The following is an 11,812-nucleotide window of genomic DNA, read 5'->3' as shown; positions in this document are numbered from 1 at the left end:
ATTTGCCGGCTCGTGAGTGCAATTTCTCCTTCGTAGAAATGACAAACTTAGTATTAAAATAAAAATCCGTCAAAAATCCGCGCTTTCGCGAAAGCCAATCAGTAAAATTCGTGTGCTATTTAACTGTAATCTATTTAGAAGCCAAAATAGCCCTGGCCTTTTCCAAATCCTCTGCCGTATCAATTCCAATTCCAACATGGGTTGTTTCGACCATTTTAATTCGTTTTCCGAACTCTAAATATCTTAACTGCTCCAACTTCTCTGAAGCTTCCAAAGATTTCATTGGAAGACTGTAAAAATCCAATAAAGCCTGCTTTCTGAAAGCGTAAATTCCGATATGCTGAAAATATCTTACTCCAACATTCTTTTCTCTTGGATATGGAATTACAGATCTTGAAAAATACAACGCAAACTGTGACTGATCTACCACAACTTTTACATTATTCGGATTATTGATTTCGTCTTCATTTGTAATTTCACGCATAAGCGAAGCCAAATCAACCTTTTTATCGGGATCATTTTTAAAAACAGATAAAACTTGTTCCAGAGGTCCGGCTTCCGTAAAAGGTTCATCTCCTTGCACATTCACTACAATATCAACATCAAGATTAGCAACAGCCTCAGCAATTCGGTCGCTTCCAGACTCGTGTTCTTTGATACTCATTATAGCTTTTCCTCCGTTAGAAACGATTTCTTCAAAAATCAAATCAGAATCGGTTACTACAAAAACATCATCAAATAAGTTTGTTGAAACCGCAGCTTCATATGTTCTTAAAATTACTGTTTTGCCTCCCAAATCCTGCATTAGTTTTGCAGGAAAACGTGTTGATGCGTATCGTGCCGGAATTACCGCTATTATTTTCATTTTTTATATCATTGCGAGGAAAGAAGCAATTTTATTCCTCATATTAATTTATATTTTCTTTAAATTTTCTGAAACTTTTTTACGCTACGAATTACACTAATTTGCTGAACTTAAAAATAATTTGTAAAAATCATCGAAATTCGAGGCTGAAAATTTATTCCTCAAAACTCTCGTCTTTAAATCCTATCAAATACAATTTATTTTTAGCACGCGTCATTGCTGTGTAAAGCCATCTAATGTAATCAGAGTCAATTCCGTTTGGTAAATAGGGCTGTTCTATAAAAACCGTATTCCACTGCCCTCCCTGCGATTTGTGACACGTTATTGCGTAGGAGAATTTCACCTGCAAACCATTAAAGTATTCATTTTCTTTTACCTTTTGAAACCTCTTATACTTTGTCGTTTCATCTTCATAATCTTTCATTACTTCTTCGTACAAACGATTTGATTCTTCGTAGGTTAACGATGGAGATTCACTTTTTATAGTATCTAAAATCAAAACCGTTTCAAAAGGTTTTTGATCTGGATAATCAACCATCCTTATTTTTACTCTTGCAAAATTAAACCCGTATAATTCTTTAATTCCGAATAATTCTAAGACCTCAATAATATCACCATTGGCAATAAATCCAGCTTCATCGGTTTCTTTAAGCCAAAAATAATTATTCTTTACAACCATCAAAAAATCTCCCACAGAAAGTTCGCTTTCTTTAAATAAAATCCTGGTTCTGATTTGTTCATTGTATTGATTTGCTCTTTTATTTGAACGAACAATAAAAGCCGTATCTTCTATACTATAATTGCTGTAAGCAGTATTTATGGCATCCTGAATATCGTAGCCATCGGTTAAACGAACGATGTCTTTAAACTTTTTTACATTAAATTTAAACTCTGTAATAAAGCTTTCTTTCAATAATTCACGTAATTCAGTGGCATTGAATAAAATCCCTGAACTTTCTTCCTGACGCATTACTTCATCAAGTTCGATATGTTCAATTTCTTTATCATAATGAACGCCCAAAGTATGCGTATCTAAAGCCGGGCTAATATCTAAATTTACTGGAGGAAGCTGCGCTGTATCTCCCAAAAGGATCATTTTGCAATTGGTTCCCGAATAAACATAATTAATTAAATCATCCAGAAGCGAACCACTGTCTAAAGTACTATCCGAAATCATCGAAGCCTCATCGACTATAAAAATGGTGTTTTTATGTTTGTTGACCTGTTTGGTAAAAGCTACTCCTCCGCCCGATGATTTTTTAGGAAAATATATTTTTTTATGAATAGTAAACGCTGCCGTGTTCGAATAATTTGCAATTACTTTTGCCGCTCGTCCCGTTGGTGCCAGCAAAACAAACTTTTTATTAATATCACCAAGATTATTTACGATTGTCGAAATCACGGTTGTTTTTCCCGTTCCGGCATATCCTTTTAGTACAAAAATGGTATTGTTTGCTGGTTCGGTCAAAAAAATAGCGATTTTTTGAAAAAAAATATCCTGTTTATAAGTAGGTGCAAAAGGAAATCTTTTTTGTAAAACGCCGTAAAATGCGGATGAATTCATAAGGTAAATTTGAAACACAAAGTTCGTTCTTTTTAATGGCAATGACAATTTTAAACCATATAAGTGATATAAGTAAATTTAAGTTTTAGGCTTTGCTCTTAGTTCCATGAATTTTAATGATCTAAAAAAATTAAAATAAACATCCAGTAAGCTTAAATTACTTATATCACTTATATGGTTTAGAAAAAGAAAAAAAATAACGCAGCGATAATCCTCTGTTAATGTTCTTGTAATATTGTTTTTTAAAATTGCAATTATATTAGTTGCTTTTTAATTTGTAAGTTTGTGGTCACCTTAAATTCTTTCTTGAAACAAAACAGGTAACGAATTGTAAATCAAATATGTCATTACACAATACTAATATTACAACAAAAAATTACAAAAAACTTTCGATTCAGGTTTCCCTGAACGGATTCTCTTTTTGTTGCTTTGATACTTTAAATAACACGATTACTGCTTTTGACGAAGTTCTGTTTGATACTTCTCAAAAACAAAATAAAATTGAAGATTTGTATGCTTCGGCATTCAAAAATCATCCGGAATTAAAAGAAACTTACGATGATATTTTAGTTATTCACAATAACAATCTTTCTACTTTTGTTCCTACTCCTTTATTTGATGAAGATTATTTAGGAAGTTATCTGCAGTATACCACAAAAGTATTTGACACAGATTTTTTTACTTACGACCAAATTTTGAATTACGAAATGCATTCCGTTTACATTCCGTATATCAACATAAATAATTTTTTAATTGACAATGTAGGTTCGTTTGACTACAAACATGTAAACAGTATTTTAGTTGAAAAAATACTGGAAGGTTCAAAAAACAACGATGATAAAAAAATGGTCGTAAACTTTAGTCCGGATCATTTTGAAATTATTGTAGTACAAAATCAAAAGTTATTGTTATTCAATTCTTTTGAATATCAAACTCCTGAAGATTTTATTTATTATATTCTTTTTACTGCTGAGCAATTAAATCTAAATCCAGAGATTTTTCAACTGGAATTGCTTGGAACAATACATCAAAACGATCCGTTTTATGCTATTGCTTATAAATACATTCGTAATATTTCTTTTCTTGACGTTAGTACTTTAAAAGAAAAAAACAACTATACAACTGCTCAGAATCAAAAACATTATATCTTATTTCAATCATGAGAATTATTTCAGGAAAATACAAAGGGCGTAGGATCTTCCCACCAAAAAACCTTCCTGTAAGACCTACGACTGATATGAGTAAAGAAGCATTGTTTAATGTTTTGAATAATCATTTTAGTTTTGACGGCTTAAAGGTTTTAGATTTATTTTCGGGAACCGGCAATATCAGTTATGAATTCGCTTCACGCGGAAGTGCACCAATTACCTCAATCGACGGCGATTTTGGATGCGTAAAATTCATTAAACAAGTTTCCTCAGAATACGATTTTGACATCGCTGCAACTAAGAGCGATGTTTACAAATTTTTAGATAATTGCAAAACCTCTTACGATATTATTTTTGCCGATCCTCCTTATGGATTAGATCAGGCTGCTTTTGAAAAAATTGTTCTTACTGTTTTTGAAAAAGAATTACTTTCTGAAGATGGAATGATGATTATCGAGCATTCTAAATATACTAAAATGGAACATTTAAGTAATTTTTCTTTTCAGAAGAGTTACGGCGGTTCGTTTTTCAGTTTCTTCGAATTGAATTCTACCGATGATGATGAAGAACTTCCGGGAGAATCTCCATTAAAAATTGTTGAAGAAGACGAAGGTTAAAAATTATTCTACACCTAATATGTCAAATCGAGCGGAGTTTCGACTTCGCTCAACCTGACAAATGGCTTCGCTTAAGCTGAAAAACTTCTATCTAATTCTATTTTCGCTCTCATTCACATTCTTTCCCTTAAATTCGGTTTCTTTAACTTTCCCGAAAGAATATTTAACCGAAATCGAAATTTCATGTCCATCTACTACGTATCTTGCTTTTGAACTTGTATCATTAATTGTAAATTCTTCGGTTTCAGCCAGATTTTTAAAAACGTTATTGTAAATCAAAGTACAATTCCATTTTTTTAAGAATGTTTTAGAAAGTGCCATATCCACAACAAATCTGGGATTTCTTTCAAAAACGCCTTTCTTTTGTTCAGTTAATCCCCAAAAACTCAAAACGAAAGTATAGTCTTTAGGAAGCTTAAATTCATTATTTGAATAATAATACAAATACGGTTTTGAATCTAAAAACTCAGCCGAAGGATCTTCTACTTTTTCCAGAAAAAATAGCAATGAATTAGTTGTTGTCCAAAATTTATAAGTGAAAGGCAGTTCAAAATCAAGACCAAAACCCGTTTCTTTATCAAAATTCACATCTTTAAAAGTCATTATATTTTTAGCTTTATCAAATAAAAAACTATTATAAGCCGGATTTTTATTTTGATAATAACTCGCCTTAACTGATTTGTCATTGTACTGAAAAGTCGCCGAAATTTCATTATTAAATGTCGGCCCCAAATTGATATTACTGGAGTATACAAAATACGGATTTATGTAAACAGCAACATTACTTAATGACGAATAATTGGGGCGCGAAATACTTTTAGCATAATTTAAACTAATGTTTTTTGTACTGTCTATAGCCATGGAAAACTGTACTTTTGGAAAAACATTCGTATAGTTTTTATCAATCAAAGGCGAAGAATCTGTTTTATATTTCCCGATAACATTTGTATTTTCAACCCTAAATCCGGCAGAAAAATTGATCTTTTTAATTTTTCCCGAAAGCTGCGTATAAGCTGCTGAATTTGCTTCTTTAAAATCATAGTTTAAAGCTGTATTCTCATTTTTTTCGAAATCAAAAATATCGGTACCTGATTTTGATTTAGCCGAGGAATAAAGTCCGCCGTATTCCAGATTCATTTCATTTTTAAACTTTCTTTCCAAATCAATTCTTCCCGAAAAAACATCAACATTAAAGTTTTGATTTCGGTTTTGGGCTAAATTAAATTCTGTTTCGTTATAATTATTCTCAACCATAGTTATAAGAATCTGTTGAAAATTAGAATATTGAAAACCGGCAAAAAGTTGTGTATTAATGGCTTTTATTTTCTTTGAATAATTTAAGAACGAGTTCACAAAATTCTTTTTACTAGAATTATCACTCCAGGTCAAAACATTATTTTCTGCATCCTGATTTTTGTTGTACGTAAATGTATTGATAGGAAAAGTATCGTCACGAAGCCTGGAACTAACATTAAACGAAAAATAATCATCATCGTTTATTTTGTAAAACAAACCTCCGCCAAAAACATATTGTTTTCGTTTTGTAGTCGCCGAAACATCGTATTTTGAAGCAATATCAGCATTTTTAATTTGATAATCAATGCTATGACTTTCCCACGGATTGAGTCTGTTGTAATTGAAATTGGCTTTCCATTCTAATTTATTTTTCTTGAAACTCGAATTAAAACCGAGATAATTGTTGTAGTTTTTCTTAAAAGAAGCCACCTCAGAAATATCAGTTCTAAAACTGTCTTTTTTACTAAATTTTCTGGTAATTAAAATTACAGAACGACCTTCGGCTTCATATTTGGAAGATGGATTCTGAATGATCTCAATTGTTTTAATATCAGCAGGAACCAAAGCATTTAAATCGTTTATTCCCACCTTTTGATTGTCAATATAAATAAGCGGATTTCCTTTACCAACAACCGTTATATTTTCTTTATCTGAACTAACCTGAACCGTTGGCAGTTTTGAAAGTAAATCAACCGTATTGGGAATTGCATTATAAACAGAATTGGCAACATCAACTTTTATATTTCCGTTTGTATTGGTAAACGTTTTTTTGTTTTGAGTGATAACAACTTCTTTTAATTGTTCATTTGAAATGGAATCTTTCGGCGTTTCATTTTGAGCTTTTACAGCAAATGAAAGACAAAAAAGTAAAAGCGCAAGAAGAAATTTTAACGGCAGATAAATGTTCATTTTTAAAAGTTTTTGATTTATGAGATGCAAAAATGCTTCTAAAAAAGAGCAGCGAAGGTTAATTGAAGGTTAATGCGGAGTTAACGTCGTTTTTGTTCCATAAAAGCATTATTTTTGGGTGGATAAATGAACCAATGGATAAAATGGACTAAACGGGTTTACGCTGGTTTATTTATTAAGATTGGATTAAATAAAATCTGTGTGATCTGAGGATCATAAATTTGAAGCAAAATGAAACAAAGAATCAATTTATTAATAGCATTTTCGGTTGTCGCGCTAATCGTTCTGTCGATCGTGCAATGCTATTTGGTAAAAACCACTTACGATTTTAAAGTGGCGCAGTTTCATACCCAGATTAAAAATGAAATTGCCCAGATTTCAAACAATTACAGCGATATTGACTCGGTTTTAGTTTCCAGAAAGGAAGCACTTTATACGAATCTGTCCGAGAAATACATTCAGGGGAAAAATTCTAAAATTGACATTAAAAAAGGGATTTTAGAAAATGAATATCGAAGTGTATTAACGGCAGAAATTCAGCGAAAATTTGAAAGGGACTTACCTAATTTCAAAATTGATTTTGCAATTGTTCTCAACAAATTCATTTTATACAAAAACACAAAAAAGGCCGATACAATTTTCTCTGAAAAACCTTTTATTCGAAACAAATTATATGGAAATCTGGCTTCGTTAAATCATGCTTTTTTAGTTCGGAATTATGTTGGCACTACAAACGGAACTTTTGAAAATCAGGACTATCAATTATTGACTGAAGATTCTATGTATGTTTCGGTTATCGACTGGGAAATGATTATTTTAAGACGCATGGCATTTGTTTTGGTTTTATCATTATTGTCGATTCTAACACTTATAACACTTTTTATAATTGCTTTGAAAGCATTAATAAAACAGAAAAAAGTAAGCGATGTAAAAACTGATTTTATCAATAATATCACGCACGAACTTAAAACGCCTTTGGCAACTTTAGGAATTTCGACCAAAATCCTGGAACAGAAAAACATTCGTGAAAACGATGAAAATTTTAATGCAATCGTCAATACGATTTCACGCCAAAATAATCGTTTACAAAGTTTGATAGATCAGGTAATGGCTAATTCTCTTGCCGAAAATGAAATTGAATTGCAAAAAGAAAAAATCGATACCGAAGAATTCCTGCTTTCTATTGTAAATGATTTTAAAATTACTTTTCCAAAAATTAATCTTAAAACTGATTTTCAAACTCAAAAAACTATTCTAATTCTGGATAAATTTCATTTAACAACAGCCTTTTTAAATGTTTTGGAAAATGCTGTAAAATACGGTTCGAATACAATTACAGTAAAAACAAAAACCGTGGAGAATCAGTTTTGTATTTGCTTTGAAGACGACGGAATTGGAATTGCCAAAAACAAACAATCTCTTCTTTTTGAGAAATTCTATCGTGTAGAACAAGGAAATCTTCACAACACTAAAGGTTTAGGTTTAGGATTGTATTATGTTGATCAAATCGTAAAGGCGCATCAGGGTTCTGTTAACGTTATCAGCGATTTAGGAAAAGGCACTCAGTTTACTATTTTATTAAAAGTTTAATTACCATATTTTGAAAAAAGTACTTTTAGCTGAAGATGATTTTGATTTTGCAGCAATTTTAAAACAATATTTAGAACTTCATCAATTTGAAGTAATCTGGGCTGAAAATGGCGAAATAGCTTTAAACTATTTTAAAAACCAGACTTTTGATATTTGTATTTTGGATGTAATGATGCCCAAATTAGACGGCTTTTCGCTGGCTGAGGAAATAGTTACAATTAATCCTGAGATTCCGTTTATTTTTTTAACAGCAAGAAAATTAAAAGAAGACAAAATTATTGGTTTGAAATTAGGCGCAGACGATTATATTGCAAAACCTTTTGAAGTTGACGAACTAGTTCTGCGTTTGCAGAATATTCTAAAGAGAATCGAACAAAAAAGAACTCTGGAAGGAAATAATACGATTGAAATTGGTTCTTATATTTTCGACAATGAACGTTTAACTCTCAATAATAAAAATCACATCCAGCAGCTTACAGAAAAAGAAGCATGCCTTATTGAATACTTATATCTCAACCATAATCAGTTATTAAAAAGAGATCAAATTTTAATGTCTGTATGGAAAAAAGATGATTATTTTTCAGGTCGAAGCATGGATGTTTTTATCAGCAGGCTTAGAAAATATTTCAATTCAGATCCAAAAATAAAAATTGAAAGTGTTCGAAATATTGGTTTAGAATTTAAGATTCAAAAGTAATCCTGCAAATCATATAAGTTTAGTAAACAATTGTATAACAGCAATTCGTGATTGAAATTTTAAATTTGATTAGAAATTTTAAATCTAATAATCATGAACCTAAAAAGATTTTTCGGAGGATTGTTGACCATCCTTGGAATAGTAGGACTTATTTATACAGCGGTAATTTTTGCCGGCACTTCTGGCGAAACCAGAGATATTAAATCATTAATTATTTACGGTATTCTGGGAATCGTTTTTTTCATGTCAGGAATCAGTCTGGTTCGTACGACAAAAGATGAATCTTAGAATGTTTAAAACACGTAGAAACATAGTATTTGATTCTGAAAAAGTAGTTTCACTCGCATAAAATCATAGTAGTAAACTGTATTGAAAGCGAGCTTTTTTAAAGCTTCTTTACTTAAAAACTAAAATCTATGTTTCTATGTGTTCAAAAAATTATTTGACCAAAATAGCAGCAATCTTTTCGTAAAGAGGAGTTTTTACGCCGTATTTTTTTCCTTCGTTTACAACAAACTTCGTAAGCGAAACTGCTTCCGTATTTTTTCCCGCCAGTAAATCTCTGTGCATTGACGAAGTGGCTTCTTTTGGAGATTTTTCTAATTTTTGAATGGTTTGCGCCACAATATCATGAGGCAGTTTTAATCCTTTTGCCTGAGCAACATCTTCAATTTCATGAAGCAATTCAATATACATTACTTTAGATTCTGAGTTGCTTATTATTTCTCCAATATTCTGATTTAAATAGGAAGTTACAGATGCTAATGCTGAAATAAATATGAATTTCTCCCAAACCGTTTCATCAATATTTTCAACCAGATAACTTTCTATTTTAGCTTTTTGAAGGATATTTTGTAATTCTTCTAATTTTGAAAATGATGTTGTTTTTGAGCCAAAAAACAACTTTTCATAAAAACCAATCTTTCGAATAGTTCCAGGCGAAAAGATCATCGAAACAATGTAAACGCAGCCTTGCAAAACTTCATTTTCCGGAAATAGTTTCTGAATTCTTTCCTGCGCATCAACGCCATTGTACAATGGAAGAATAACCGTTTCTTTTGTGATAGAATTTCTTAAAGACGTTAAACTTTCTTCAATATCGTAAGTTTTCGTTGCACAAATTAAATAATCCAGTTCACCAATTTCTGATGGATTATTCGAAACTAAATTCGGATGAACAATCATTTCAGAATCATCAGTTACAATCTTTAATCCATTTTCGATGATAGCTTTTTGAGTTTCGCCTCGCGCGATAAAAATGACTTCAACAGCATCCGATTTTTGATAAGCTTTAGCCAAAAGTCCGCCGAAATAACCGCCTACGCCTCCAAGTCCTAAAATTCCAATTCTTTTCATAATAAATCCATTTAATGCTGCAAATTAATGCCACAAAGGCGCTAAGTCACAAAGTTATTTTAAGCCAAAAAGAAAAACAAAAACTTAGTGCCTTTGTGTCTTAGCGGCTAAACAAATTATTCCTCTAAAACAGGATTTAAATCCAGCTCTGTAAAATCGTGTTCTGTTTTAGAAATTATAATCGTTGCGACTGTATTTCCAATCAAGTTTGTAATCGCTCTCGCTTCGCTCATAAATTTATCAACTCCTAATAAAAAAGCCAAACCTTCTACAGGAATTTTATGCAGTGCTGTTAAAGTTGATGCCAGAACAATAAATCCGCTTCCGGTTAGACCTGCTGCGCCTTTAGAAGTAATCATCAAAATCCCGATAACGGTCAGGATTTCGAAAAAACTCAAATGTACATCGTACAACTGTGCCAAAAATATTACTGACATCGACAAGTAAATCGAAGTACCGTCGAGATTAAATGAATAACCAGTTGGAATCACTAATCCCACAACCGATTTACTACAGCCCATTCTTTCGAGTTTTACCATAATACTTGGAAGAGCAGCCTCGGAAGATGAAGTTCCTAAAACCAATAAAAGTTCTTCTTTAATGTATTTTAAAATCGAAAGTATATTTATTTTATAATATCGCAGAATGCTTCCTAAAATTAGAAAAACAAACAATGCCATCGTGAGATATACACAAAGCATCAATTTTCCAAGTGGAATTAAAGTTCCTAATCCGAATTTTCCAATTGTGTAGGCCATTCCGCCAAAAGCTCCAATTGGCGCGAGATACATTACATATTTTAAACCTAGAAAGACCACTTTTGAAATTCGTTCTAAAACTAAAATAGTCTGTTCTCTTTTTTTATAAAAATTCAAGGCGATTCCGCAGATAATCGCAGCGAGTAGAACCTGCAAAGTAAAATTGGAAAAGAAAAACTGAAGCCATGAAAAGTCCTTTGCACTTCCATTTGTATATTGGCTTGCATCGCCCAATGTTAATCCTGATTTGTCAATTTTTCCGGGTTGAAATAAATAGGCAATGGCAACACCAATTGCTAATGCAACGGTTGAAACTACTTCAAAATAAGCTAAAGCTTTAACGCCAATTCGTCCAACTTTCTTTAGATTTCCCATTCCGGAAATTCCCAAAACGATGGTAAGGAAAATAATTGGTCCAATAAAAAGCTTGATAAGATCAACAAATCGTTTGCCCACGATTTCCATTTTAATTCCATTTTCGGGCGAAAAATGTCCGAGTAAAACACCGGCAATAATGGCTATTAAAACCCAAAATGTAAGGTTGGTAATTATGGTTCTAAAAAGACTTTTGTTTGCTTTTGAAGCACGATTTGGAGTGGTTATATTCATGAAGATAGATTACAGTCTTTCACAAATATATATAAAAAAAGCAGACCTGTAAGCCGGATTCTGTCCCTGATAAATCAAGGCCTTATCATTTATCTAGATTCCGAATTACTTCGGAACTCAAGCTACCTACCCTTCAACAACGGACGAGAAGCCCTTAAATGCTGATATACTTGGTATTTCACCGCATAGAGTTTACCTGGTTTCACTACAGCATTACCTGTACATACTTTCTGCTGCACTTGTCCTAATCCCGACAACAAGTTATCAAGACCGACGGGCGTTACCCGCTATGCTTCTCTGTGGTGTCCGGACTTTCCTCCCTCCCTAATTGGAACGGCGATAAGGCGGTCTGCGCTGCAAAAGTACAATTTTATCACCTAACAATATTGATTTTAAATTTCGG

Annotated in this window: 10 protein-coding genes and 1 other RNA gene; 5 read left to right on the top strand and 6 right to left on the bottom strand. The window is 32.2% G+C overall.

Annotation, left to right across the window (positions count from 1 at the left end):
- Positions 1-130: 130 nt before the first annotated feature.
- Complete coding sequence (kdsB, locus tag L1276_RS24570) at positions 131-865, bottom strand: 3-deoxy-manno-octulosonate cytidylyltransferase (protein ID WP_253792496.1); 735 nt, start codon at positions 863-865, stop codon at positions 131-133.
- 154 nt (positions 866-1,019) lie between these two features.
- Complete coding sequence (locus tag L1276_RS24565; RefSeq protein WP_253792494.1) at positions 1,020-2,429, bottom strand: ATP-dependent RecD-like DNA helicase; 1,410 nt, start codon at positions 2,427-2,429, stop codon at positions 1,020-1,022.
- A 341-nt stretch (positions 2,430-2,770) separates the two neighbouring features.
- On the opposite strand from L1276_RS24565, the gene L1276_RS24560 reads away from it, so the two are divergent.
- Positions 2,771-3,592, top strand: a complete 822-nt coding sequence (locus L1276_RS24560) for a DUF3822 family protein (protein ID WP_253792492.1) — start codon at positions 2,771-2,773, stop codon at positions 3,590-3,592.
- Positions 3,589-4,194, top strand: coding sequence for an RsmD family RNA methyltransferase (locus L1276_RS24555; RefSeq protein ID WP_253792490.1), 606 nt, complete (start codon positions 3,589-3,591; stop codon positions 4,192-4,194). Before L1276_RS24560 ends, L1276_RS24555 begins: the two co-directional genes overlap by 4 nt.
- An 87-nt stretch (positions 4,195-4,281) precedes the next feature.
- Here the strand turns inward: L1276_RS24555 and L1276_RS24550 are convergent, their stop codons facing one another.
- Positions 4,282-6,399: a TonB-dependent receptor domain-containing protein gene (locus L1276_RS24550; protein WP_253792488.1), complete on the bottom strand. Its 2,118-nt coding sequence runs from the start codon at positions 6,397-6,399 to the stop codon at positions 4,282-4,284.
- A gap of 231 nt (positions 6,400-6,630) precedes the next feature.
- Between L1276_RS24550 and L1276_RS24545 the strand changes: the two genes are divergently transcribed.
- The 3 genes from L1276_RS24545 to L1276_RS24535 all read left to right on the top strand — a co-directional run bounded on the left by L1276_RS24545 (position 6,631) and on the right by L1276_RS24535 (position 8,974).
- The gene (locus L1276_RS24545; protein ID WP_253792486.1) at positions 6,631-7,989 is read left to right on the top strand and encodes a sensor histidine kinase KdpD; all 1,359 of its coding nucleotides are present in this window, start codon (positions 6,631-6,633) and stop codon (positions 7,987-7,989) included.
- 10 nt (positions 7,990-7,999) lie between these two features.
- Positions 8,000-8,686 carry a response regulator transcription factor gene (locus L1276_RS24540; protein WP_253792484.1) on the top strand — a complete coding sequence of 229 codons (687 nt, stop codon included), beginning with the start codon at positions 8,000-8,002 and terminating at the stop codon, positions 8,684-8,686.
- 93 nt (positions 8,687-8,779) lie between these two features.
- Complete coding sequence (locus tag L1276_RS24535; protein ID WP_008467912.1) at positions 8,780-8,974, top strand: hypothetical protein; 195 nt, start codon at positions 8,780-8,782, stop codon at positions 8,972-8,974.
- Positions 8,975-9,124: 150 nt separating this feature from the next.
- Here the strand turns inward: L1276_RS24535 and L1276_RS24530 are convergent, their stop codons facing one another.
- The 3 genes from L1276_RS24530 to rnpB all read right to left on the bottom strand — a co-directional run bounded on the left by L1276_RS24530 (position 9,125) and on the right by rnpB (position 11,765).
- Complete coding sequence (locus L1276_RS24530; RefSeq protein WP_253792482.1) at positions 9,125-10,042, bottom strand: ketopantoate reductase family protein; 918 nt, start codon at positions 10,040-10,042, stop codon at positions 9,125-9,127.
- 116 nt (positions 10,043-10,158) lie between these two features.
- On the bottom strand, positions 10,159-11,409 hold the full coding sequence (locus tag L1276_RS24525; RefSeq protein WP_253792480.1) for a cation:dicarboxylate symporter family transporter: 1,251 nt from the start codon (positions 11,407-11,409) through the stop codon (positions 10,159-10,161).
- A 33-nt stretch (positions 11,410-11,442) separates the two neighbouring features.
- Positions 11,443-11,765, bottom strand: an RNA gene (gene rnpB, locus L1276_RS24520) — RNase P RNA component class A.
- Positions 11,766-11,812: the final 47 nt, after the last annotated feature.

It is taken from the genome of Flavobacterium sp. HSC-32F16, from assembly GCF_024171645.1.
Lineage (GTDB): Bacteria > Bacteroidota > Bacteroidia > Flavobacteriales > Flavobacteriaceae > Flavobacterium.
The sequence above is the reverse complement of the archived record's forward strand: the minus strand, read 5'-3'. Positions and strand labels throughout refer to the sequence as shown.

Coding starts and splice junctions, on each gene's coding strand:
- L1276_RS24530 (WP_253792482.1), bottom strand. CDS start 10,042: ATGAAAAGAATTGGAATTTTAGGACTTGGAGGCGTAGGCGGTTATTTC.
- L1276_RS24560 (WP_253792492.1), top strand. CDS start 2,771: ATGTCATTACACAATACTAATATTACAACAAAAAATTACAAAAAACTT.
- kdsB (WP_253792496.1), bottom strand. CDS start 865: ATGAAAATAATAGCGGTAATTCCGGCACGATACGCATCAACACGTTTT.
- L1276_RS24565 (WP_253792494.1), bottom strand. CDS start 2,429: ATGAATTCATCCGCATTTTACGGCGTTTTACAAAAAAGATTTCCTTTT.
- L1276_RS24550 (WP_253792488.1), bottom strand. CDS start 6,399: ATGAACATTTATCTGCCGTTAAAATTTCTTCTTGCGCTTTTACTTTTT.
- L1276_RS24525 (WP_253792480.1), bottom strand. CDS start 11,409: ATGAATATAACCACTCCAAATCGTGCTTCAAAAGCAAACAAAAGTCTT.
- L1276_RS24545 (WP_253792486.1), top strand. CDS start 6,631: ATGAAACAAAGAATCAATTTATTAATAGCATTTTCGGTTGTCGCGCTA.
- L1276_RS24535 (WP_008467912.1), top strand. CDS start 8,780: ATGAACCTAAAAAGATTTTTCGGAGGATTGTTGACCATCCTTGGAATA.
- L1276_RS24555 (WP_253792490.1), top strand. CDS start 3,589: ATGAGAATTATTTCAGGAAAATACAAAGGGCGTAGGATCTTCCCACCA.